Origin of the sequence: Streptomyces sp. NPDC002896 (genome assembly GCF_040295225.1) — a bacterium.
Classification (GTDB): Bacteria; Actinomycetota; Actinomycetes; order Streptomycetales; family Streptomycetaceae; genus Streptomyces.
Genome location: NZ_JBEOVA010000001.1, coordinates 355,004 through 378,896 on the forward strand (window position 1 = coordinate 355,004; position 23,893 = coordinate 378,896).

The following is a 23,893-nucleotide window of genomic DNA, read 5'->3' on the forward strand; positions in this document are numbered from 1 at the left end:
CGAGCGTGCCGAAGGGGACGTGGCGCGGTTGTGCGCCCGCAGCGGCTGGCGCGAATTCCGGGCTCGCTGGACGACGTACGGCTCGGCGCCAGACCGAGGACGTACATGCCGGCGCGGCCCCGACCCACCCACCGGCAGGGCGCAAGGCGCGGACCGGCAGGCGCGTACGGCCGACCCGCCCACCGGCAGGGCGACGCGCGGCGCGCGGCCTACGGTTGCCAGGCCACCCGATGTTCCGCCAGGTGGCCCAGTACCGCATGGTTCGCCTCCCAACCGTCCGGGAACTTCACCGTCACACCCAGCTGCACCGGCTCCGTGGACGGATGGTCGTCGAGCAGCTCGGCGACCCCCGCACGGCACACCACGATGCACGCGTGCCGATGCCGTGAGGCCAGCACGCACAGCCGGCCCGTCTCCAGGTGGAACGCCGTCGCGTCCGGCCGCCCCGACAGCGGATGCAGCACGACGGTCACATCGAACTCCCGCCCCTGCAGCCGGTTCGCCGTGTCCACCGTGACGTCCACAACACCCAGTTCCGCAAGCGCCGAGCGCACGGCGGCCGCCTGGTCGCGGTGCGCCGTGCCGACCGCGATGCGGTCGGCCGTCAGCGGCACCGGATCGGGCGACCGCTCGGACACGGCCGCACCCCCGCGGTCCAGCAGACGCCGCACCACCTGCGCCACGGCACGCACCGCCTCGGGATCCGTCCGCGGCGTATGCCGGGCCGGCAGCTCCAGCAGCCCCCACCCCGCCTCGGCGGCCTCGTCGATGACCCGGTCCGGCCCCGAACCGTCCGACGCCACGGCGAAACCGAGCCGCCGGTCACCGTGCCCGGTACCGCTGCGGAACCGCGTGTACGGATAGAAGGCGTCCGACACCAGCGGCGCCGCCGACGCGGGCAGCCGCCACGACACGGGCAGCCGGTGCTGCGGCAGTTCCGGGTTGTGCGCCAGCAGCGTCGTCACGGCGGACGCCGAGGGGTCGTACGACAGACCCGCCCACTGTTCCGCGCCCACGATCGCGAACGGGTCCAACTGCCCCGGATCGCCCACGAACAGGGCCCGCTCGAAGAGCCCGGCAACGGCGAGCAGCGCGTCGGACCGCATCTGGTACGCCTCGTCGACGATGGCGTACCGCCAGGGCTCGACGCCCTTGACGTGCGCCCACTTGGCGGCGGTCGAGATGACGACGTCGAGCCCGGCGAGGTCGGCGGCCTTGGCGGACTTGCGGACGTTCGCCAGGCCGTCGAGCGCTTTGTCGTACGGATCCGTGTCGCTGCTGTGCAGTCGCCCCACGGGGAGGTCGGGATTCTTCTCGGCGAGTCGCACCACCAGGTCGTCGACCTGGGCGTTCGTCTGGGCGACGACCATCAACGGGTGTCCCGCGGCGGCCAGTTCAAGCGCAGCCCGCACCACGAGGGTGGACTTCCCGGCACCCGGCGGAGAGTCCACGACGACCCCGCGGTGCGCACCGTGCAGCGTGTCCCGCAGGATCGCCTCGGTGGCCAGGGCGGCCGCGGCGGCAGGATCGGAGCTCTCCAGCCCCGGGGAGCCGAGGCCGATCCGTGCCCCGAGGCTGTGCCGGGCCGCGGGGGCCGCGGGTCCGGGGTGAGCCGCGGGTCCGGGGTCGGCCCCTGCCCCCAGCAAGCGGCGGGCGCCGGCAGTCACAGGACGTCCTCCTCGGTCACCGGATCCGGAGATTCCACGGCGGCGGCGCCGTCACCCGGCGGGCCGCCGTGCGTCCACGGCGTCTCCTCCGGGTCCGGCAGGGAAGGGCCGCCACGCTGGTCGTGCTCGAACAGCGTGAAGCACAGCCGGTCGCCCTTCTCGGGCACCGAACCGGTCTCGGGCTCCTTGCCCCGCCCCATCTTGTCGAGTATGCGCAGCACGATCGCCACCCCATCGCCGCCGGCTCCCTCGCCGTCGACGCCCTCGTCGTACCCGACGAACTCCGCGGACTGCGGCTTGCCGTCCAGTGAGCGGTACACCTTGGCGCGCTCGCCGAGGTGGGGGCGGTCGTCGGTCCGGACGGTGACGAGCGGCCGGGGACTGGGCCGCTTGCTCTCGCTGTACGCCATGACGACGTCCGTCACCTCGCCCGCGAAGGCCTCGCCGGTGAGCCGCCGCCCGGCCATCACCAGCGGGTCGTCGAGGGCCTCCTGGGCCTCCAGCCGGGCCTGTTCGCGCTCGCGCGCGGCGAGTTTGTTCGCGGCGGTGACGGCGTCGTCGCGCCGCGGCTGAGGCGGTTCACCAGCGGCAACCCGGTCGCGGTGACTGGTGAAGGACCAGCGGTCGCGGGTCCAGCGGTCGGCGGCATGCGCGGCCTCGGGCAGCGCCCGCAGGAGGTCGACACCGTGCCACACGGCGTCCCACGTGGGCCGGGTCCGGCTCTCGACCAGGGCACGGATCTGCCGCTCGGCGGCGGTGAGTTCGCCGAGCCGGACGTCCGCCTCGATGCCGTCCTCGGCGGCGGCCAGGGCGGTACGCGCGCGGTCGTAGCGCTCCATAGCCGGGGCCAGCAGCCGGTTGTCGAACGCCGGATCGGTGGCCGGGCCCGCGGGCGGGCACACCAGCTGCCCCTGGGCGTCCCGCGCCAGCTCGGCCCGCAGCGCGGCCTCCGCGCCGGACTCGCCGTCGGGCGGATCGATCCAGGCGAGCAGCGCGCCGAGGTGCTGGTCCTCCAGGCTGCTCTGCCCGGTCGCCCAGTGCCGGGACAGCAGCTCGGTCATGGCGGGCAGCAGCGAGGAGCCCGGTACGCGGGCGCGCTCCGCGAAGTGCGTCAGCCAGCGGCCGAGCAGTGGTACGCGCGCCGGGGCCGGGTAGGGCGCCTCGGGTTCCTGCTCGGCGGTGCGCCGGAAACGCATGGAGCGCCCGAGCAGCCGTACGAACTCGACGCCCGCGCGGCTCGGCACGATCAGCTGCGGTGCGTCCGAGCACAGGTCGACCTCGACCTTGACGCGCTTTCCGGTCTCCGGGTCGGTCTCGGTGCGCTCGGCGGCCTCGACGCCTGCCGCGTACTCGTCGATGTAGGGCAGGACGATGTCGGCGAGCTCGGCGAGGAAGGCGAACCGCAGGTCGCGGTCGCGCGGCTGTGGGACGACGAGCAGGCGGGGCGCGTCGCGGTCCGTGCCGACGAGCGCACCGAGCGGGGCGCCCGACTCGCCCGCGGTGGTGAGCGGCACGAAGACGAGCGGACGCTCGGACAGATGCCGGTGCCGGACGGTGGCCGCGGGCTGGGCGCGTCCGGTGCTCATGGCTTCGAGCCGGGCGAGCGTGGAGATCAGCGACACGGGGCCTCCTTGCCGGGGGGCGGCGCCGGCCGGGCGCCCTCAACAGACGCAAGCGCCGTCAGCATGGGGTGCTCCCCAGAGCCTCCGCCCGCAGTGCGGCCGCCCTGCGCAGGGCCCTCACCGCCGGGTCCGCGAGGTCGCCGGCCGTGCCGTGGGCGGCCGCGAGCACGGTGTCGGCCGAGGTCAGGGCGCCGAGCTCGCCGCGGACCGACCGGCCCAGCGCCGTCACGGCGCCCTCGGCGCGGGCCCGGTCGCGGCAGTGGAAGGCCAGCTCGCAGGCGGACAGGCACTCCGGTGCGTACGCCGCGGGGACGCATTCGACCGCGGACCGCAGCTCGTCGGCGGGCCGCTCCACGTCGAAGGTCGTGCCCTCGGGCAGGGCCTCCGCGATGTCCTCGATACGGGTGAGCCGGGTCAGCTGGCGGCGGGTCACCGACAGCTGCTTGCGGACGTCCACGGCGGACGCGGTCGGCAGGTTCGAGAAGTCCTTGGGGCAGACCAGCAGGACGCGGTGGCGCACGGGCGGCACGGGGTCCATGCGGGCGGCGACCTGCTCCAGCGCCAGCACGTACACGGCGGACTGGCGCGCGGCCGCCCCGACCTTCGCCGCGTCCGCCGCACCGTCGATCACGGGGAACGACTTGATCTCGACGACCGTCCAGCTGCCGTCGGGGTGCACCACCACCGCGTCCGGCTCCAGGAAGGCGGGGGAGCCCGCGACGTCCAGCGCGAGCATGGGGTGGTCGAGCAGGGTCCACGCGTCGGCGCTGGTCGCCTCGCGCAGCGCCAGCGACGTACGCGCCGCGCGTCCTTCCGGGCCCGCCGCCGACAGATCCGGGGTGTGCGTGCGGCCCGGCTCGGGGGGCTCGGCGGAGGCGTCCAGCCGCTCGTGCACCAGGCGCAGCAGCACGGCGCCCCCGTCGGCCTTGACGCGCGCCTCGAAGGCATTGCCGCGGATGAACGCGAACTGCGACTGCCCGAAGGAGGATGGCGAGCCGAGGGCGCTCGCCAGCGCCGCCTTGTTCACGCCGGCGCCGTCCAGCAGCGCGCGCCGCTTGCAGCCGGGGTTCGCCGCGAGCGCGGCCAGGGCGCGCGCGTCGAGCGGCTGCGGCGGCCGGGCGGGGCCGCGCAGCTCAGCGAGCCGGTGCCGGAGCGCCGTCCCCCGTGTCGGCGGGGCTGGCACTCGGCCCGGTGCGCGGCTTGCGCTGTCCGGGTACGCGCTGTCCGGGAATTCGCTCACCCGCCGAAGTCTGGCATCCGGCACTGACAATCGGGGAACCTGCGGCGTGGGAGGCGCCCGGGACAGCGGTCCCGAGGGGCTCGCGGTCCGCCCCCAGCCGGGCCCGCACGAGATCCGCAAACCGCATCACGGGCTGGGTGAGGAGAAGCCCGACACCCATCACGGCCGCTCCCGCGAGTGCGTCGAGGAAGTAGTGGTTCGCGGTGCCCATCACCACGACGGTGGTGATCAGCGGATACGCCACAGCGGCCACCTTCGTGAGCCGGCTGCCTCCGTACCGCCACAGCACCACACCGCACCACAGCGCCCATCCGACGTGCAGGCTCGGCATCGCCGCGTACTGGTTCGTCATGCCGCCCAGCCCGCGCGGCGCGCTCGCATCCCCGCCCCACCAGCCGTACGAGCTGTACCGGGCCATCGTGTCGACGAAGCCGTGGCCCGCCGCCAGCAGTCGTGGCGGGCACGTCGGCAGCAGGGTGAAGCCGACGAGTCCGATGAGCGTGGACGTCATCAGCCAGGTGCGGACGGCGCGGTAGTGGACCCCGCGGGAACGGAAGATCCACACCAGGATCGCGGGCGTGACCAGATAGTGCAGCGACGCGTACCAGAAGTCCGCGGGTATGCCGAGCCAGGGCTCGGCCGTGAAGAGACGGTTCAGCGGGTGCTCGGCGTTGAGATGCAGGGTCTTCTCGAGACGAAGGATCGCGAGGCCGTGGTCGACGGCGGTCGACACGTCACCGCGGGCGAGCAGCCGGCCCGCCGAGTACGCGGCGTACACCAGCATGATCAGGGGCAGTTCGGTCCACCAGCGTGGCCGGCTCGCGCCAGGCGTCCTCGCACCCGGTGCGTCGGTCTGCGCCATCCGATGGTCTCCCTCCCGCCCTCCCAGCGGCCCGCTGACAACCCGCCCACTTTACGGTGTATGTGAACCGTGTACGCGAACGGTGTCAGCCGGGACGCTTCCTGATCTTCAAGACGCAGAGATCGCTCGCGGGGTTGCTCGATCGGGACCCGGGCGCGACGGTTCGTACCTGTGCGCGATGATGGAGGGGCGGGTGGACCCTGTCCCGAAAAATCAGCTCAATCCGCCCGCTCTGTCCTGTTCGCTCTCGGAAAGGCGCTCCATGGCACCGCGCATCCTGCTGGCCCGGCACGGACAGACCGAATGGTCACTGGCCGGAAAGCACACCGGCAGGACGGACATCCCGCTCCTGGAGGAGGGCCGGCGCGGCGCCAAGCTGCTAGGCGAACGCCTGCACCGCGCCCCGCTCGACGGGCTCCCGGACGCCGAGGTGCGCACCAGCCCGCTGGCACGCGCGCGTGAGACCTGCGAACTGGCCGGCTTCGGTGACCGGGCCACCACCTGGGACGCGCTTCTGGAATGGGACTACGGCGCGTACGAGGGCATGACGCCCGCCGAGATACAGGCGATCAGGTCCGGTTGGCTGATCTGGCGCGACGGGGTGCCCGAGGGCGAGACGCTCGCGCAGATGACCGCCCGCGCGGACGAGGTCGTCGCATGGGCCCGGTCGGCCGACCGCGACGTGCTCGTCTTCGCGCACGGCCACATCCTGCGGTCCATCGGCGCGCGATGGCTCGGCCTCGACCTCGCCTTCGCGGCACGCATCCGCCTCAATCCGACGTCGCTGTCCGTGCTGGGTTGGGCATACGGAGAGCCGGCGATCGAGTCGTGGAACGACCTCGGCCATCTGACCTTCGGGGCGTAGCGGCCGGGACCCCGGAATCCCGGCCACCGCCGAAACCCCGGGGACCCTGGGAAGTCACGCCGAGCGCGACAGTTCGCCGTGGCGTTCCAGGAACGTCGAGACGCCCGGTGCCCTGCGATGCGGCGCGAGCACACGAGCCGTCGTCGCCAGCATCGACAGGACGCGCGACGACTGGACCTCGTTCAGCAGGTCCAGTACGCGCAGGCCCGCCGCCGACGCCTCGTCCGGGTGCCCGGCCCGGGCCAGATCGTCGGCCAGTTCCGCCGTGTACAGCGCGGCGTTGCGGGTGAAGTGCGGGTCCTGCAGCGCGGTCGCGCGGCGTGCATGGCGGGCCGCGCGGGCCCAGTCGCCCAGGGCCGACCAGCACTGCGCCTCGAGCCCTTCCAGTTCTGCCGCGCCGTAGAAGCTCATCCACTCCGGGTCGGCGTTCGAGGGGCCGCAGTCGAACAGGGCCTGGGCGCGGGAGAGCGACCGCTCGCAGCCGGAGCGGTCGCCGAGCCCCGCCCAGCCTCCCGCCTCACGCAGCGCGAGCAGTGACAGCAGTCGCGGCGACGCCAGATTGCGGGCCACGCGCTGCGCCGCCTGCGCGGCGCGCACCGCCTCGCGCGGACGGCCCGCGTCCCGGGCGAGGAACGCCGTGTTGCAGAAGGCATGCGCCTCCAGTGCCGCATCCCCGGACATCCGGGCGGTCGCCAGTGCCTCCGCGTAGTGCGAGCGTGCGTCCTCGAAGCGCCCGGAGTCGTGCGCCAACCAGCCGACCGAGATGGCGAGTTCGCCCGCTCCCGCCTGCAGCCGCTGTGCGGTCGTCTGCCGGGCGGTGCCCGCGTCGAGCAGGGCGTAGGCGGCGCGCAGCGGTGCCGCGGCACGGCGGTACAGGCCGTCGGCGCCATGCCGGTCGTCGAGCAGCCGGATCTTGCGTACGGCCTCCTCGACCGCGTTCGCCTCGGCGTGCCCGACCCTGCGGACGGGCCGGCCGGCTGCCGTGGCGGCGGCGGCGCCGTCCCTGGCGAGCCCTAAAGGCGCGAAGGAGACGGCGGCCACCGTGGCCGTACCGCCCGTCATGAACGCGCGACGCTGCACGTCGCTCTCCTTGTGGTTCTCGGTCTCGTGGTGCGGGATTTCGTCGTACGGGATGTCGCGGCGCGGGAGTCCGTCGTGCCTGCCGCTGCGGTGCTCGGCCGTGGGGAGCGGCGGGGCTTCCGACCGGGTCCGCGCCCGGCCGCGTACCTCGGAGCGAGGGGCGAACCCCAGGTCCGCGAGCGAGCGGCCGGGGAACATGTGCAGGAACACTCGCTCGTAGGCGTAGTTGGGGCAGCGGATCTCGCCTGCCTCGACCCGCCCGATGTACCGCGCGTCACAGCTGACCCGCTCGCCGATCTCGCGAGCGGCTCGCCGTACCGCGGCGGCGAACTCGCCCGGTGAGCGCGGTCCCCGCAACTCACGGAAGGCGAGATTCGGTTGGAGATCCCGTCGGCGGGACGGTGACGACGAGGTCGCCGGTGACGACTCCATGGCCGGGCCCTCTCCTACGCATCGTGCCGGACTCCGGGGGGAGTTGTACTCCTGGGCCGTACCTCTGCCGCCCCTTTTGCTGCCTCTGTTCCGGCGGGGCAAGAAGGTACCCCGTGTGACAGCACCGCCACGCACGGTTTAAGCACAAACCGGATAACTCATACGGGATCTGCCATGAACTGCCATCCTTTGCGGCGGTGTCCTGCCGTAGCCGTTGACGCCGCACGGACGTTGGACGATGCGGAGAGGGAGCTGCACGGTCCCGGAAGGCCGCGTGGCACCGAACCGAGCGACTCGAGCGTGGAGGGGTTCCGTGTTGGAGGCCGGAATGGAGAACAACGCACACGCACCTTGTCCGTCGCTGTCGACCGCGCAGCACAGGCCGACGCCGGAGGGCAGCGCACCGGCGCGCGGAATGGAGACCGGGGGCCCCTCCCAGGGTCTGCTGGCACGGGCAGAGGACTCCTGCGACCTGGTCACCGTGCCGGTCCGTCAGGGCCTGGAGGCGGTCGACATCCTCCGGCGCGGTGCCTCGGAGGCCGTCGGTCCCGTGCTGCACGACGGGGGCTGCGACGTGCTCGGCTTCCTGGTGCCGCCCGGCACCGCGGACGCCTGGGACGTTCCCGGCAGCGCCTGCACCCAGACCTTCGGCCGTGGCATCGGCACCGCGCCCGTACCGCCCATCGAGGGCACGCGCTGGCTGCTGCCGCCCGCCGCGGCCCAGCCGGCCGGCTCGGTGCATCCGGCCGACGCGGAGGTCACGGCGCAGGTCACCGACCCGGTGGTGCTCCGGGAGGCGCTGGATGAGGCGGCTCGGATGATTGCTGCGGCGGACAACTGCCGCTGAGCGCCCGCGCTGGGCGGGGCGTGTTTCCTCGCCGCTCCGCGGCACCGGGCTCCCTGCCGCTCCGCGGCGGTTTTCCACCCACCCGCCCCTTCGTGCCGCTCCGCCGCCGATGCTCTGCCGCTCCGCGGCACCGGTGCGCCCTCAGGCCCCAGGCACCCGATAATGAGCAGGTGGCGCGGGCGAAAGACAAAAAGGCGAGGGGCAGGCGGGACGCCGTGGCGGCCGTCGTGGCCGAGGTCGACGGTGGGCTCGCCGAGCTGATACCCGACCGGGACCGCGTGCGGGCCTGGACGCTGCTCGTCGACGGGGCGCCGCAGTCGCACGTCGATCTCGACGACCCCGCGTACCTCGCCTTCGAGTACCAGCGCAGGCTCGGCCACGTCATCGATCTCGTCGCGCCGCCGGGCAAGCCGGTGCAGGCCGTGCATCTCGGCGGGGGCGCGTTCACCCTCGCCCGGTACGTCGCGGCCACCCGCCCGCGCTCCACCCAGCAGATCGCCGAACGCGACGCGGCCCTCGTAGAACTCGTCCGTCGCGAGCTGCCGTTGGACCCCGGCGCCCGCATCCGGGTGCGCTCCACCGACGCCCGCGCCGCCCTCGCCAAGATCCCCGACGGCTGGGCCGACGTGGTGATCGCGGATGTGTTCAGCGGTGCTCGCACGCCCGCGCATCTCACCAGTACCGAGTTCCTGGACGACGTACGCAGGGTCCTGGGACCGGGCGGCTGGTACGCCGCCAATCTCGCCGACGGGCCGCCGCTCGCGCATCTGCGCGGTCAGATCGCGACGGCCGCGGCCGTCTTCCCCGAGCTCGCGCTCGTCGCCGACCCCACCGTGCTGCGCGGAAAGCGCTTCGGCAACGCCGTCCTCGTCGCCTCCGGCCTGCCCCTGCCCGTCGCCGAACTGACCCGGCGCGCCGCGAGCGACCCGCACCCCGGACGGGTCGAGCACGGGCGGGCTCTCGCCGACTTCACCGGGGGAGCAGCAGCGGTGACGGACGCCAGCGCGGTCGCCTCACCTGCGCCGCCGCCGTCCGTCTTCCGCTGAGCGCCGCCGTCCGTCTTCCGCCGTCAGCTGCGCCGCCGCCGTCCGCCTTCTGCTGAGCGGCGACCCTGTGCTCTTCCCGGACGGCACCCGACCGACTAACCGAGCCCGCCGTTGCTCTGCAGCAGCTGGCCGTTGATCCAGCCGCCCTGTTCCGAGCAGAGGAACGTGACGAGGTTGGCGCAGTCCTGTGGCAGCCCGAGGCGTCCCAGCGGCGTGGCCTGTGCCAGGTCCCTCTTCATCTGGTCGGTCATCCAACCGGTGTCCGTCGGCCCGGGGTTGACGGCGTTCGCGGTCACGCCGAGGTGGGCGAGCTCGCGGGCCGCTGCCAGAGTGATGCGGTCCAGGGCCCCCTTGCTCGCGCCGTACGGGAGGTTGCCGACCGTGTGGTCGCTGGTCAGGGCGATGATGCGGCCGGTGGCGCCCGGGCCGCGGAACCTGGTCGCGTACTCCCTGATCAGCAGCCACGTCGCGCGTGCGTTGACCGCGAAGTGCAGGTCGAAGCTCTCGACGGTGGTGTCGAGGAGACCGGAGTCGACCGACTCGCAGTGGCAGAGGACGAGTGCGGTGACGTTCCCCAGCTCGCCTTCCACCGCGTCGAACAGTTGCCCGGGCGCGGACGGGTCGCTCAGGTCGGCCTCGACCGCGGTCGACCTCGCGCCGAGCTCGGCCAGCCGCTTCGTGAGCCGGCCGGGGGCCTCGGGCTCGGCTCCCCACCGCATCCGCTCGTCGTACGGCGTCCAGTAGGTGAACGCCACGTCCCAGCCGGCCCCGGCCAGGCCTTCGGCCACAGACGCGGCGATGCCTTCCGACCGGCCCGCCCCTGTGACGAGCGCCAGCGGACGGTCACGATGCGGGAGGGTCTGACTGTCGGTCATGGGCCGTCCGCTCTCCCTGAGAGTCGTCTCGTCGGTCGTCGGCGCCCAGTCTGCTCGCCGGGAAGGTGATCGGCATTCGAATATCCGGCTTCCGGTGTGCGGCGCGACGCCCCCCCGAACGCCGCGCCGCACTCTCCTCCCGTCCCCCGGTCTATTCGGTGGTGGCCTCCTCTGCGGGCAGCGCCCCTGTCCGCGCCACATCCCCGTACCACCGGGCGCTCGACTTCGGCGTGCGCGCCAGCGTCGCGTAGTCCACGTACACCGCGCCGAACCGCTTCTCGTAGCCGTATGCCCACTCGAAGTTGTCCATCAACGACCAGAGGTAGTAGCCGCGGACGTCGGCGCCGTCGGCGATCGCCTGTCGTACGGCGGAGAGGTGGCCGTGCAGATAGGTGATGCGCTCCGGGTCGTGGACGCGGCCGTCGGGGTCCGGCTTGTCGTCGTAGGCCGCGCCGTTCTCGGTGATGTAGAGCGCCAGGCCCGGCGCCTCGCGGGTGTAGCGCATGATCAGCTCGTGCAGGCCGGTGGGGTCGATGGTCCAGCCCATCTCCGTGCGGTCGCCGGGCGTCTGGTGGAACGCCACGTCGTCGGCGGCCGGCCAGGGGGAGTTCTCGCTGACGCCGTGGCCGTCCGCGCGCGGCCCCGAGGGGGCGTTCTCGGCGGCCGAGACCAGGGTGGGCGTGTAGTAGTTGAGGCCCAGCGCGTCCAGCGGCTGGTGGATCGCCGCGAGGTCGCCCTGCTGGACGTACGACCAGTCCGTGAGCCGGGCCGTGTCGGTGAACAGGGTCTCCGGGTAGGCGCCGTGCAGCATCGGGCCGTGGAAGATCCCGTTGGCGAGGTTGTCGATGCGCCGCTTGGCGTCCAGGTCCTCGGGTGCGTCCGAGACCGCCCTGAGCACCGAGGAGTTGAGGCTCACCGCGACGCTGTTGCGGGCGGGCATCACGCCCCGCAGCGCGGACGTGCCCAGGCCATGGGCCAGGTTGAGGTGGTGGGCGGCGCGCAGGGCGGCCGCCGGGTCCGTGCGCCCGGGGGCGTGCACCCCGGAGCTGTAGCCCAGGAAGGCGCTGCACCACGGCTCGTTGAGCGTGATCCACTGCTCGACCCGGTCGCCGAGGGCCTCGCCCACGATCGCCGCGTACTCGGCGAAACGGTACGCCGTCTCGCGCTCCGGCCAGCCGCCCGCGTCCTCGAGCTCCTGCGGGAGGTCCCAGTGGTAGAGGGTGACGGCCGGCTTGATGCCGTGCGCGAGGAGCTCGTCGACGAGGCGCCGGTAGAAGTCAAGGCCGCGCTGGACGGCGGGGCCGCGGCCGGTGGGCTGCACACGCGGCCAGGACACCGAGAAGCGGTACGCGGTGAGGCCGAGCTCCGCCATGAGGGCGACGTCGTCTCGGTAGCGGTGGTAGTGGTCGACGGCGATGTCACCGGTGTCGCCGCCGATCACCTTGCCGGGGGTGCGGCAGAAGGTGTCCCAGATCGAAGGGGTGCGGCCGTCTTCCCGCACCGCTCCTTCGATCTGGTACGCCGAGGTGGCGGCTCCCCAGAGGAAGGCGGACGGGAAGGTCAGGGGTTCAGGCATGGAAGCGCTCCCATGGGAAGGTCGTGTAGACCGGACGGAAGGGATCGAGGAAGGGAGGGAGGGATCAAGGAAGGGAGGGGGCGAGGAAGGGAATCGGGGATTCCGGGGGAGTGGCGACGTGATCGGGGGCGGAGGGCAGGCGGAAGGGCCAGGCCAGGTGAAGGGGCTGGGGCGACGGTGACCCGGCCCCCGTACGGCACGGGCCGCCGTACGGAACGGACACCCGTGCCATAGGACACCCGGTCCGTACGACGCCGTCTGTACGGACGCTGTCTGTACGGACGCCGTCTGTACGGACCGGCCCGCGCGGCGGCCGTCGGAGCGAGGGCGGACTGACACGTGGAAGCCGGCCCGCACGGAGCCGGCCCGCACGGATATCAGCCCTTGACGGCGCCCTGCATGATCCCGCCCACGATCTGCTTGCCGAACAGGAGGAAGGCGATCAGCAGCGGCAGCGTGCCGAGCAGCGCGCCCGCCATGATCACCGATTGGTCGGGGATGTAGCCGGTGCCGAGGTTGTTCAGGGCCACCTGGACCGTCGGGTTCTGCCCGTTCAAGGCGATGATCGGCCACAGGAAGTCGTTCCAGGCCATCACGAACGTCAGCAGACCGAGCACCGCCATCGCCGGCCGCGCCGCGGGGAAGACGACGTGCCACACGATGCGCAGACTGCTCGCACCGTCGACGCGCGCCGCCTCGATCAGTTCGGTGGGCAGCGCCTGCACGAGGTACTGCCGCATGAAGAACGTACCGAAGGCGCTGACCAGGGTGGGCAGGATGACTGTCTGCAGATGGTTGGACCAGTTCAGATCGCTCATCCACAGATACAGCGGTACGACGGCCAGCTGCGGCGGGATCATCATCGTGCCGATGGTCAGCAGCAGCAGGATGCTGGAGAACCGGAACCGCAGCTTGGCGAAGGCGAACCCGGCGAGCGTGGAGAACACCACCGTGCCGACCGTGATCGTCGTGGCGACGAAGACGGTGTTGAACATCGCGGTGCCGAGTCCGGCCTGGTCCCAGGCGGTCTGCAGGTTCTTGAACAGGTTCCCGCCGAACCACAGGGGCGGTGGCGTCTCGGCGAGCCGCCGGTCCGTGCGCGAGGCCGCGATCGCCGTCCACACCAGCGGTGCCAGCGAGATCAGTGCGAAGACGGCCAGTACGACGTAGGTGACCGGGCCCGCGTGCAACTGCTTGCCCGCGCCTAGCATCCTGGGGCGCCGGGAGCCCTTCACCCTTGCCTGAGGGAGGGTCACATCAGTTGTGGTCATTGGGACTTCCTCAGCCGTCGGGTGATCAGCATATTGATCGCGGCCACCACCAGCAGGATCAGGAACATGGACCAGGCGATCGCGGACGCCTTGCCGAGATTGCCGATCATGAAGCCCTGGTCGTACATGTACAGGCCGAGCGTCTGGTACTGGTGCTCGGCGCCGCCCTTGGAACCGCTGACCCCGCCGAACAGCAGTGGCTCGCCGAACAGCTGCGTCGCGCCGATCGTGGAGACGACGACCGTGAACAGGATCGTCGGCCGCAGCATCGGGATCGTCACATGGCGGAACTGCTGCCAGCGGCCGGCGCCGTCGAGCGCCGCCGACTCGTACAGGTCAGCGGGGATCGCCTGCATCGCCGCGAGGTAGATCAGCGCGTTGTAGCCGGTCCACCGCCAGATCACGATCGTGGAGACGGCGAACTGCGAACCCCAGTCCGACTCGCGCCAGTTGATCGGCTCGACCCCGACGAAGTGCAGCAGCCAGTTGATCATGCCGCCGTCCCAGGAGTACAGCAGCACGAAGACCAGCGTCGCCGCCGCCACGGAGGTGGCGTACGGGGTGAGCATCACGACCCGCCACACGGTCGAGCCGCGCAGCCGGTAGTTGAGCATGTGCGCGAGCCAGATGGCCGCCAGCAGCTGCGGAACGGTCGAGATCACACCGATGGTGAAGGTGTTGGTCAGGGCGTTCCAGAAGAAGTCCGAGGACAGCAGGTTCTTGTAGTTGTCCAGGCCCGCCCAGGTCTGGTTGTCCAGCGCGGACAGCTGCACGTTGTGCAGCGAGTACCAGGCCGTGTACAGCAGCGGGACCAGCGAGAAGGCCCCGAAGATGACGAAGAAGGGGGCGATGAACACGTACGGCGACGCCTTCATGTCCCAGCGGTACAGCCGGCTGCGCCATGAGTCGGTGCCGGCCGGCTGCGTACCGCGACCGTGAGCGCCCCGGGCCGCGCCCGGCTCATTGCCGGGCGCGGCCTCGGCGCTCGACGCGGGATGCGCGAGTGCCTCTTTGGAGCTGGTCACTGGCCGAGCACGTCCTTGATCTCCTTGGTGGCCGACTCCCAGCCCTGCTTGGGCGTCTTGCCCTTCTGCTCGACCTGCAGGATGCCGATGTCGGTGATCGCGGTGCCGATCGGCTGGTCCTTGGCGCCGAGGTACTGCGTCGGGATGGTCTTCGCCGAGTCGGAGAAGATCTGCGTGATGGGCGCGTCCGAGAAGTACGCCGTGGTGTCGGCCGCCGGCTTCAGGTTCGCGTACGCCGACGGAGTCGACGGGAAGCTCGCCTGCTCGGCGAAGACCTTCGCCTGCTGCTCGGGCGCGGTCAGCCACTTCGCCAGGGCGATGGCCTCCTTCTGGTGCTTGCTCGCCGTGGGCACACCGAGGAACGCACCGCCCCAGTTGGCCGCGGTCGGCGCCGCCGCCACGTCCCACTTGCCCTTGCCGGAGTCACCGGACTTCTGCTGGATGTAGCCGATCATCCACGCGGGGCAGGCCACGGTCGCGAAGGTGCCGTTGGCGTAGCCCTGGTCCCACGGCTTGTCGAACTGCTTCAGCTTCGCCGACATGTCGCTGGTCGCCACCTCCATGGCGACGTCCCAGGCTTCCTTGACGCCTGCGGACTTGTCCCAGACGACGTTGCCGTCCTTGTCGTAGTACCGCTCGGTCGCGCCGCCGAGCGCCGCGTTGTAGACGGAGGAGGCGGAGTCCACGAACTTGGTGCCCTTCGGCGCCTTCTTCATGTAGTCGTTGCCGAGGTCGACGTACTTGGACCAGTCGCCCTTCCACAGCTCGGCGAGCTTGGTGCGGTCCGTCTCCAGGCCGGCCTTCTCGAACAGGTCCTTGCGGTAGCAGATGGCCATCGGGCCGATGTCGGTGCCGAGCCCTATCGTCTTGCCGTCCTTGGTGGTGGCCTGCGCCAGCTTCCAGTCCAGCCACTGGGACTTGTCGACCTCCTTGCCGAGGTCGACGAACTTGTCGGCCTGCGTCTGCACGGCCTCGGTGACGTTGCCGACCTCGATCGCCTGGATGTCGTCGGTACCGGAACCGGCCTGCAGACGGGTGAGCGTCTTGGGCCAGTACACGTCGGTGCGGGTGGTGACGTTCTCCTTGATGTTGATGTCCGGGTGCAGCTTCGTGTACTCGTCGTACAGACCGGCCTGCTTGTAGCCGAACACGCCGAAGGTGCCCACCGTGAGCGTGATCTTGCCCTTCGGGTCGTCTCCGCTGCCGCCCGAATTGCTCGAACCGTTCTCCGAGTCCTCGGCGCAGCCGGCCAGCAGCCCCGTAGCGAGTGCGGCCACGGCCGCGAGGGCCACCATTCGGCGGGACCCGCGGGTACTCGTGCGCATTGCGTCCTCCAGTTGCCTGACGTGCCGACCCCCCGGCCAACTGCTCTGTTGGGCCCGTGTGTTCACGCTGCGGCTCGGGCGGGGAACGTGCGGGATGTAAGGTGCCAGGTATTGTGGGAGCGCTCCCACAAGTGATGTGTTGAAGGGTCGCCGGTCGGCGCGGGGGTGTCAAGGGACCGGACAGCGAGATATGTCTTCAGTTATCGGGCTGTTAGGTACCGGGCTGCAGGGCGGTGGCGGGCGGACCGCGGGCCGGGGTTAGGGCCGTACCGCGGACCGGACTGACGGACGGACTGAGGGCTGGACCGAGGGTCGGACCGGGGTCACGCCGAGGCTGGACCGAGGGCCGAGTCCCCCGGTCGGCGATCGACCTGACCAGGCCGGAGATCGGACTGTTAGATTCCTCGCCTGGCACGTGAACGGGAGGCGGGCAATGGCAGCGCACGGAGCGCGGAGCCGGGGTGGCCGGCGGCCGACTCTGGAAGAGGTCGCCGCACGCGCGGGCGTGGGCCGCGGCACGGTCTCCCGGGTGATCAACGGTTCGCCACGGGTCAGCGACGCGACCCGGGAGGCGGTCGAGGCCGCCGTAGCGGAACTCGGCTACGTACCGAACACGGCGGCGCGGGCACTCGCCGCCAACCGTACCGACGCCATCGCCCTGGTGGTGCCCGAGCCCGAGACCCGGTTCTTCGCCGAGCCGTACTTCTCGGACATGCTGCGCGGCGTCGGCTCACAGCTCGCCGAGACGGAGATGCAGCTGCTGCTGATCTTCGCGGGCAGCGACCGGGAGCGTAGGCGCCTGGCCCAGTATCTGGCCGCGCACCGGGTGGACGGGGTGCTGCTGGTCTCCGTACATGCCGACGACCCGCTGCCCGACCTGCTGGCACAGCTGGAGATCCCGGCCGTCATCAGCGGCCCGCGGTCCGCCGAGGAGAGCCTGCCGTCGGTCGACTCGGACAACTACGCGGGGGCGCGCTCGGCTGTCGAACATCTGCTGGCGCGCGGCCGCTCGACGATAGGGACCATCACGGGCCGCCTGGACGTCTATGGTGCGCAGCGCCGCATCGACGGCTACCGGGACGGACTGCGGGACGCGGGCCACGAGGTGGACGAGGACCTGATCGAGGCGGGCGACTTCAGCGAGGAGGGCGGCCGCCGCGCCATGGTGGAGCTGCTGCGGCGGCGTCCCGGCCTGGACGCGGTGTTCGCGGCCTCCGACGTGACGGCGGCCGGCGCCCGGCAGGCACTGCGCGAGGCGGGCCGCCGCATCCCCGACGACGTGGCCCTCGTCGGCTTCGACGACTCGGCGATCGCCCGCCACATGGATCCGCCGCTGACGAGCGTGCGGCAGCCGGTCGAGGAGATGGGCCGGGCCATGATCGATCTCTTGCTCGCCGAGATCGCGGACGCCCGCCCGGCCGCGTCCCGGGGTCTGGATCGCCAGCAGGTCGTCCTGCCGACGCAGCTGGTGGAGCGGGCCTCGTCCTGAGGATTCGCCCGGTGCCCGTGCCGGTGCCGGGGGCGGATGGGCGGATGCGTGAGCGGGGTGCGTGGGGACGCTCCGGGATGCGCGCGCGGGTGTGCCCTTGATCATGTGTTCGCCTTGGGCGCCGAATGGATCAGCCAGAGTCCGATATGCCGGTGATCTACGGTTTTCGCCATGACTGTTCGCATCAGATTCACAAATGGCGAATGTCTTGAATACGCCGATCAGGGCGGTGGGGCCTCCGTCTACTGCTACGCGACAGGCGCGAACGGCACACTGCTGGTGTACGAGCGAAGAAAAGGCAGGCCCCCGGCGAAGGGCGGCCAGCCCCTTGCCGTGTACAGCCCCTCGGCCTGGTTCAGCGTGAGCGGTGTCCCCTGGGCCGGTGTCCAGGGGCCCGGATCGCCGGACAGCTACCTTCTGGCCCGCTGTGATCTGCTCCCGCTCTGACGGCCGATTCGGCACCGTGCTTGCCAGGGTGCGGAGCATGGGCCTGGCGTGTGCTGTCGTGGCGACCGCGGTCCCGGCTCTGGTCGTGGGACCGGGTGCCGTACCGGCCCTGGCGGCGACGCTGCCAGGCGGGTTGGGGCCGTGTGTCCCGGGTGACTGCCCCGATCCGTTTCCCCCTGTCAACAACGGTCCGTTCGCGGGGCGGGACAACGGCATCAACGTCCTCGTCGGAGACGACTTCCTGGTGCGCGGCCAGGTGGCCGAGGCGGAGGGCCGGATCGTCGTACTGGACGACTTCGACATGGCGAAGGGTTCGGGCGGAAGCGCCACCTACAATGTCGGGATCGCGGGTGTGGGGTCCCGCGTGCCACCCGAGGACGGGGCGGACTTCCTGGCCACCGGAGGTGACATCACCGTCGCCCCCGGACAGACGCTGCTCGCCGACGGCGGAGTCGTCCGGCACGCGGGCACCGTCACCGGTCAGGTCACCGGCACCGTCGTCAGAGACGCGGACGCCGTCGCTCCGTACCTGCCGCTGCGCGACGAGCTCACGAACGCCAGCCAGTGCTATGCGTGGGTGGACGGTGCGCCACGGCAGGAGACGGGCACGGTCGTCCACACGTCGGCGCAGACCACGTTCACCGGGGACGGCGTGTCCTCGCTCCAGGTGTTCGACGTCGACTTCGACCTGGTCGGCACCGCAGGCGCCCAGCAGGCCATCGCCTTCACGAACATCCCGGACGATGCGACGATCCTGGTGAACGTCTTCGGAGACGAGCGGACCATCAGCACCTTCAGCGGCGGCCTCGACGACACGGACCCGTGGAACGCCGTCCGCGACCGGCTGCTGTGGAACTTTCCCGACGCCGAGACCGTGAACCTGCAGGGCAACGGGAAGTTCCAGGGCAGCGTGCTGGTGGGCGAGCAGGGCTCGCTGACCACGGTCTCGATGCCCAGTGTCAACGGACGGTTCTTCGCCACCGGCTCCCTGATCCACACCAGTGCCCCCGGCGGCGGAGGCGAGGAGTTCCATGCCTACCCGTTCAACGGGGACCTTCCGGACTGCTCGGACGTACTGCTCACCGGAAAGGTGCGGGTGCGCAAGACGGACGCCGCGACCGGCGCCCCGCTGCCCGGCGCCCGGTTCGAGCTGTGGCACGAGACCAACGGCACCGCGGGCCTCCAGACGGGTGGTCTCACTCCGGACGAGCAGGTCGGTGACGTCTGCACCACCGACGCCACCGGCGAGTGCCGTCAGACGGTCGACTTCGGTACCTACTACTGGCGCGAGACGGCCGCGCCGGAGGGCTACGCACCGCTCGACCCCGGTGTCCTCGGGCCGCTGGAGCTCTCCGCGGACAACGCCGAGGAGGGCGTCGAGGTCGTCGCGGAGAACACCCGTATCCCGCAACCGCCGCCCGTGACGGGCACGGTCCGGGTCCGGAAGGCCGACGCCAAAAACGGCCGCCCGCTGGCGGGCGCCGTCTTCGAGCTGTGGCGCGAGACCAACGGCGTGCGCGGGCTGCAGACCTCCGGCGGGCGCCCGGACACCCGGCTCGGGGCGGGATGCGCCACCGACGGCGCGGGTGGCTGTTCCTTCACGGGTCTGCGGCTCGGCGCGTACTACCTGCGCGAGACCGCCGTCCCCGAGGGCTACGTGATGCCGCGCACTCCGGTGAGCGGTCCGCACGCCCTCACCCGCCGGAACGCCGCGCAGGGCGTCACGGTCAGGCTCAGCAACCGCCGGGGCGAGCCGGGCAAGGGCAAGTAGGCGAGCGGGCCCATGGGAAGCACGAGACCGCACGCAGGGCCAGTCGCGCGCCGCACTCGGCCCGCCCTGTCCCGCCTGACCGTCCCCCTGGCCACCGCAGCCATGGCCCTGTCCACGGCCGCGGTGGCGCAGGCCACGGCGGCACCCGGCGCCCCACCGGCCTGTACGGCGCCCACGGGCCCGTATCAGCGCCAGCTGGAGCAGTACCTGAAGCGGCCGGTGGACGGTGTGCAGTCCCCGGCGGACTGCGAGGCGATCCGCCGCTTCCAGGCCGGGCACCGCATCAGCCCCGCCCGCGGGTACGCGGACCTGGCCACCTACCGGGCGCTCGTCGCCGTCCAGGCCCGGTCCCACCCCAACGCCGCGGGCGCGTGCCCGGTCCGCTCCTACCGGGTGACCTGCGTCGATCTGACCCGCCAGCTGCTGTGGGTGCAGGTGGCCGGGAAGGTGCGCTTCGGCCCGGCACCCATCCGTACGGGGCGCGACAGCCAGGAGACCAGGCCGGGCTGGCACACGATCTACCGGCGCCACCGCGATAACAGATCGACGCTCTACGGCAACGCGCCCATGCCGTACTCCCAGTTCTTCGACAAGGGCCAGGCCCTGCACGGCCACCCCGGTTCCCTCTTCGACGGCGGCGGGTCGGCCGGCTGCGTCAATCTCTCCCTCGGGGATGCGAAGGCCCTGTGGGACCTGCTGCGGACGGGCGACCGCGTCTATGTGTGGGGCACCAAACCGGGCACCGCGGGTTGAGTACGGGCCCCAGCAGCTCGCACACGAAGAAGGCCCGGCCTGCTCTCGCAGGCCGGGCCTTGATCGTTCAGGGTGAGTGACGGGACTCGAACCCGCGGCATCCTGGACCACAACCAGGTGCTCTACCAGCTGAGCTACACCCACCATGACCGGCGGTTCTCCGTGTGAGGATTCCCCGACCGGCCGAGAAAAAGTGTACAGGGTCCGAAGGGGTGCTCGCGCCCGCCTTTCCCGGCGCCCTACTGCCGAGGCGCGGCAGGGGCCCCTTCGGCGGGCAGGACGTGCCTGAGCGCGATGGTCTTCGCGGTCTCCGAGTCCGGTCCCGGCTGCGGTACGAAGATCGCCTCGCGGTAGTAGCGCAGCTCGGCGATGGACTCGCGGATGTCGGCGAGCGCCCGGTGGTTGCCGTTCTTCTCGGGGCTGTTGAAGTACGCCCGCGGATACCAGCGGCGGGCCAGCTCCTTCACCGAGGACACGTCGACGATCCGGTAGTGGAGGTACTCCTCCACGCGCGGCATGTCGCGCAGCAGGAAGCCGCGGTCAGTGCCGACCGAGTTTCCGCACAGTGGGGACTTCCCGGGCTCCTTGACGTGCTCACGTACGTACGCCAGAACCTGCTCCTCGGCGTCGGCGAGCGTCGTACCGCCCGCCAGCTCGTCGAGGAGGCCCGAGGCGGTGTGCATCTGCCGCACCACCTCGGGCATGGTCTCCAGCGCCGCGTCCGGCGGGCGGATCACGATGTCCACCCCTTCGCCGAGCACGTTCAGCTCAGAGTCGGTTACCAGGGCGGCCACCTCGATGAGCGCGTCGTTCGCCAGCGAGAGCCCGGTCATCTCGCAGTCGATCCACACCATGCGATCGTTCATGTGTCTTACCCTACGGCGCGCTCCGTGGGCCGGGCAGACTCGGGCGAGCGGATGCGTACGTATCCGAGCTGGGCTTGCCCGCCTCCGCGGGTGGCGACGCGGCCGCTCCCAGCCCGTTCGCCCCGGCGGTGCGCCTGTTCTGCGGCGGCAGCGGGGTCTCCGGAGCCGAGGACGTCCCGGCGTCCGCCGGCTTCTCGGCCCCCGGCCTGCGGGCACGGTACGCGGCCCGGTAGGCGGCCGGGGACGAGCCGAGCTGGCGCCGGAAGTGGCCGCGCAGCGCCACGGGCGAACGGAAGCCGCAGCGGCCCGCGACCTCGTCGACCGAGTAGTCGGACGTCTCGAGCAGCCGCTGCGCCTGCAGCACCCGCTGGGTGATCAGCCACTGCAGGGGAGCGCTCCCGGTGAGCGAGCGGAACCTGCGGTCGAAGGTCCGCCGGCTCATGTACGCGCGCGCGGCGAGGGTCTCCACGTCGAACTGCTCGTGGAGGTGCTCAAGCGCCCAGGCGACGACCTCGGCGAGCGGGTCGGCGCCGATCTCCTCCGGTAAAGACCTGTCGAGATAGCGCTCCTGGCCGCCGCTGCGGCGCGGCGGTACCACCAGGCGGCGGGCCAGCGCGCCCGCGGCCTCGTTGCCATGGTCCGAGCGCACGATGTGCAGGCACAGGTCGATGCCGGCCGCCGTGCCCGCGGAGGTGAGGACGTCGCCGTCGTCGACGAAGAGCTCCCGCGGGTCCACGTGGACGGACGGGTAGCGCTTGGCCAGCGTCGGCGCGTACATCCAGTGCGTCGTCGCCGGACGGCCGTCCAGGAGGCCGGCTGCGGCCAGTACGAACGCCCCGGTGCACAGCCCGACGATGCGGGCCCCCTCCTCGTGGGCCCGGCGCAGCGCCTCCAGGGCCTCCTCGGGCGGCGGCGAGGTGATCGACCTCCAGGCCGGCACCACCACGGTGCCCGCCCGCGCGATCGCCTCCAGGCCGTACGGCGAGGTGAGTTCGAGACCTCCCGTCGTGCGCAGCGGCCCCTCCTCGCCGGCGCACACCAGCAGGCGGTAACGGGGCACTCCGGCGTCCTGGCGGTCGATCCCGAACACCGAAAGCGGAATGGAACTCTCAAAAATGGGTCCGCCGCTGAACAGCAGCACCGCGACGATCTCCTTGCGGCGGCGCCCGGAGAGCTTCCGGGCTGCACCCTCCGGTGCGGCAGTGGAGTCGTGGCTCATGCTGCTAAGCCCCCCTCGGTGGTCGCGGCTCCCTGTTCGTGTCGGGCTTGTCGCTCCTGCACGTTTCCCCTCGGTCCTGCACGAGTCCCCCGCCGTAAGACAGTCATGATCGAATCTACTGTGTCCCGTGGTGCCGGCGTGACCAGTTCTGCATCCGACGCTATGTCGACATGGCAACTTGGCGTGAAGCATTCGATCACGAAGCGTTGCATTCCGGCAGCGGGCAGGGAAGTGCGCGTGGGCTCCGTGGCTGGTCCCCGTAGGGTGCGGGGTCCCTCCGGAGGGCTTTCGACCCTGGTGGAACCCGGGTTGGGGGGCGGTTCGGCCAAGGGGGCTGAGGTCGGGCGAAGTTGGCCGAAAAGAGGTGGGGGTGCGGGCTGGTGGGCCGGTGGTTCACCGGCGTGTTTTGGCCTGTGTGAGGAGCGCCGGGGTGCGCCCCTCAAGGGGGGCGATGCGCCTCTGGTGTCCCTGAGGTCACGTGAGTTACAGCCCATGTTCCAGTGACTGCCGTCGTGGGTTGTGCCCACCCTCTCCTAGCTACCGCTGGGAGGTGCCCCAGCCCTGCGGAACGCCTGCCCACAACGCGGGTGGTGATGCCTGCCCACAACAGGGAGCGGTGATGCCTGCCCGCAACGCGAGCGGCGGCGCCTGCCCGTCCCGCGCGCCCTGGCATGCGCCAGGAGGCGGGTGAAGCGGCTGTACGGGGCAGCAACCATTGCCATACCGGCGCTCCTCATGCATGCTCCGGGGAACGCCGTCGCGAGGTCGGCGTGCTCTGGGCAGGAGAGGAGTGCCGCCGTACCCTTGGGGGTATGGGGTTGGGAAGATGATTCCCGGACACAGCTCCGGCGCCAACCACCGTCCCGCCTCGCACACCGCACATCCTTGATAGCCGACCCTCCCAAGAGGACTCCCTTCGCCGAGACACCGATGGCCGGTCACGAATTCTTCGATCCCGCGGACCGCAAGAGGCAGGTCGCCGATCACACGGCCGACCCCCTCGCGGCAGAGGAAACACGACACCCCTGCGATCCCGCCTTCAAGCACGGCGTCGTCGTCGGCTTCGACGGTTCGACCTCGAGCGAGCGGGCCCTTGCGTATGCGATCGGTATGGCCCGCCGCTCCGGCTCCGGCCTGATCATCGTGCATGTCGCCAACCGGCTGCCGACCACGGTCTGGGCCGGCTGCGAACCCCCGGTCTTCGTCGACGTCCCTGACCACCGCACCGAGGTGCTCGGCCTCGAGCTCGCCTGTGCGGACTATCTGGCCGAGGTGCCCTGGATCCTCGTCGAGCGTGGCGGCGACATCTGCCACGAGCTCGAAGAGGTGGGCCAGGAGTACGCGGCGGACGCGATCGTCGTCGGCTCCACGCACGGCATCGTCGGCCGCATCTTCGGCTCCGTCGCGGGACGGCTCGCGAAGCGCGCCCAGCGTCCCGTCGTCGTCATTCCGTAACTTCCCGTTGTCCCAGGTGAGATAGAGCGCGAGCGGAGTCAACTTCCGCTCGTCCGCGGGGCAATCTACTCATGCGTAGAGGTGATTTGTGCCCTTGTGAAGGGTACATACCGGTCGCCGGGCCCGCACCGTACGGGCCGGCGTCACGCAGCACAACTGC

At 71.5% G+C, this 23,893-nt stretch carries 19 protein-coding genes and 1 tRNA gene; 7 read left to right on the forward strand and 13 right to left on the reverse strand.

The features are described from left to right. Positions 1-209 precede the first annotated feature (209 nt). From ABT009_RS01445 to ABT009_RS01460, 4 genes are all read right to left on the reverse strand, one after another. Positions 210-1,541 (reverse strand): AAA domain-containing protein, encoded by a 1,332-nt coding sequence (locus tag ABT009_RS01445; RefSeq protein ID WP_351288595.1) that lies wholly within the window; start codon positions 1,539-1,541, stop codon positions 210-212. Between the two features lie 122 nt (positions 1,542-1,663). After that, on the reverse strand, positions 1,664-3,289 hold the full coding sequence (locus tag ABT009_RS01450) for an amino acid adenylation domain-containing protein (RefSeq protein ID WP_351288219.1): 1,626 nt from the start codon (positions 3,287-3,289) through the stop codon (positions 1,664-1,666). Between the two features lie 58 nt (positions 3,290-3,347). Further along, a complete protein-coding gene (locus ABT009_RS01455) occupies positions 3,348-4,472 on the reverse strand; it encodes a hypothetical protein (protein WP_351288597.1) in 1,125 nt (374 codons plus the stop codon). Beyond that, positions 4,423-5,391: a phosphatase PAP2 family protein gene (locus tag ABT009_RS01460; RefSeq protein ID WP_351288222.1), complete on the reverse strand. Its 969-nt coding sequence runs from the start codon at positions 5,389-5,391 to the stop codon at positions 4,423-4,425. The genes ABT009_RS01455 and ABT009_RS01460 overlap by 50 nt, the downstream gene beginning before the upstream one ends. A gap of 262 nt (positions 5,392-5,653) precedes the next feature. On the opposite strand from ABT009_RS01460, the gene ABT009_RS01465 reads away from it, so the two are divergent. Further along, positions 5,654-6,256, forward strand: coding sequence for a histidine phosphatase family protein (locus ABT009_RS01465; RefSeq protein ID WP_351288225.1), 603 nt, complete (start codon positions 5,654-5,656; stop codon positions 6,254-6,256). A gap of 54 nt (positions 6,257-6,310) precedes the next feature. Here ABT009_RS01465 and ABT009_RS01470 read toward each other — a convergent pair whose 3' ends face one another. Continuing rightward, entirely contained in the window at positions 6,311-7,768 is a 1,458-nt protein-coding gene (locus tag ABT009_RS01470; protein ID WP_351288228.1) for an NsdA family TPR-like regulatory protein, read from the reverse strand. 328 nt (positions 7,769-8,096) lie between these two features. Between ABT009_RS01470 and ABT009_RS01475 the strand changes: the two genes are divergently transcribed. Beyond that, positions 8,097-8,615, forward strand: a complete 519-nt coding sequence (locus ABT009_RS01475; RefSeq protein WP_502989789.1) for a hypothetical protein — start codon at positions 8,097-8,099, stop codon at positions 8,613-8,615. A gap of 170 nt (positions 8,616-8,785) precedes the next feature. After that, entirely contained in the window at positions 8,786-9,661 is an 876-nt protein-coding gene (locus tag ABT009_RS01480) for a spermidine synthase (protein ID WP_502989790.1), read from the forward strand. Positions 9,662-9,756: 95 nt separating this feature from the next. On the opposite strand, the gene ABT009_RS01485 is transcribed toward ABT009_RS01480, so the two are convergent. The 5 genes from ABT009_RS01485 to ABT009_RS01505 all read right to left on the reverse strand — a co-directional run bounded on the left by ABT009_RS01485 (position 9,757) and on the right by ABT009_RS01505 (position 15,733). Continuing rightward, positions 9,757-10,536, reverse strand: a complete 780-nt coding sequence (locus tag ABT009_RS01485) for an SDR family oxidoreductase (protein ID WP_351288230.1) — start codon at positions 10,534-10,536, stop codon at positions 9,757-9,759. Between the two features lie 151 nt (positions 10,537-10,687). Continuing rightward, positions 10,688-12,112 (reverse strand): GH1 family beta-glucosidase, encoded by a 1,425-nt coding sequence (locus tag ABT009_RS01490; RefSeq protein ID WP_351288233.1) that lies wholly within the window; start codon positions 12,110-12,112, stop codon positions 10,688-10,690. A gap of 377 nt (positions 12,113-12,489) precedes the next feature. After that, complete coding sequence (locus ABT009_RS01495) at positions 12,490-13,383, reverse strand: carbohydrate ABC transporter permease (RefSeq protein WP_351288236.1); 894 nt, start codon at positions 13,381-13,383, stop codon at positions 12,490-12,492. Further along, positions 13,380-14,408 carry a carbohydrate ABC transporter permease gene (locus ABT009_RS01500; protein WP_351288239.1) on the reverse strand — a complete coding sequence of 343 codons (1,029 nt, stop codon included), beginning with the start codon at positions 14,406-14,408 and terminating at the stop codon, positions 13,380-13,382. Before ABT009_RS01500 ends, ABT009_RS01495 begins: the two co-directional genes overlap by 4 nt. Further along, entirely contained in the window at positions 14,405-15,733 is a 1,329-nt protein-coding gene (locus tag ABT009_RS01505; protein WP_351288242.1) for an ABC transporter substrate-binding protein, read from the reverse strand. Before ABT009_RS01505 ends, ABT009_RS01500 begins: the two co-directional genes overlap by 4 nt. Before the next feature lie 433 nt (positions 15,734-16,166). On the opposite strand from ABT009_RS01505, the gene ABT009_RS01510 reads away from it, so the two are divergent. The 3 genes from ABT009_RS01510 (at position 16,167) to ABT009_RS01520 (ending at position 20,193) form a co-directional block, all read left to right on the forward strand. Further along, positions 16,167-17,222 (forward strand): LacI family DNA-binding transcriptional regulator, encoded by a 1,056-nt coding sequence (locus ABT009_RS01510; RefSeq protein WP_351288244.1) that lies wholly within the window; start codon positions 16,167-16,169, stop codon positions 17,220-17,222. Between the two features lie 484 nt (positions 17,223-17,706). Then, positions 17,707-19,440: a choice-of-anchor A family protein gene (locus ABT009_RS01515; RefSeq protein WP_351288247.1), complete on the forward strand. Its 1,734-nt coding sequence runs from the start codon at positions 17,707-17,709 to the stop codon at positions 19,438-19,440. A gap of 102 nt (positions 19,441-19,542) precedes the next feature. Beyond that, entirely contained in the window at positions 19,543-20,193 is a 651-nt protein-coding gene (locus ABT009_RS01520; RefSeq protein ID WP_351288603.1) for a L,D-transpeptidase family protein, read from the forward strand. Between the two features lie 71 nt (positions 20,194-20,264). Here the strand turns inward: ABT009_RS01520 and ABT009_RS01525 are convergent. The 3 genes from ABT009_RS01525 to ABT009_RS01535 all read right to left on the reverse strand — a co-directional run bounded on the left by ABT009_RS01525 (position 20,265) and on the right by ABT009_RS01535 (position 22,278). After that, positions 20,265-20,337: transfer RNA gene (locus ABT009_RS01525), tRNA-His, on the reverse strand. A 95-nt stretch (positions 20,338-20,432) separates the two neighbouring features. After that, positions 20,433-21,059, reverse strand: a complete 627-nt coding sequence (gene orn, locus ABT009_RS01530) for an oligoribonuclease (protein ID WP_351288250.1) — start codon at positions 21,057-21,059, stop codon at positions 20,433-20,435. A 10-nt stretch (positions 21,060-21,069) separates the two neighbouring features. Further along, entirely contained in the window at positions 21,070-22,278 is a 1,209-nt protein-coding gene (locus ABT009_RS01535) for a helix-turn-helix domain-containing protein (protein ID WP_351288252.1), read from the reverse strand. A 930-nt stretch (positions 22,279-23,208) separates the two neighbouring features. On the opposite strand from ABT009_RS01535, the gene ABT009_RS01540 reads away from it, so the two are divergent. Continuing rightward, on the forward strand, positions 23,209-23,733 hold the full coding sequence (locus ABT009_RS01540) for a universal stress protein (RefSeq protein WP_067280917.1): 525 nt from the start codon (positions 23,209-23,211) through the stop codon (positions 23,731-23,733). Positions 23,734-23,893 lie beyond the last annotated feature (160 nt).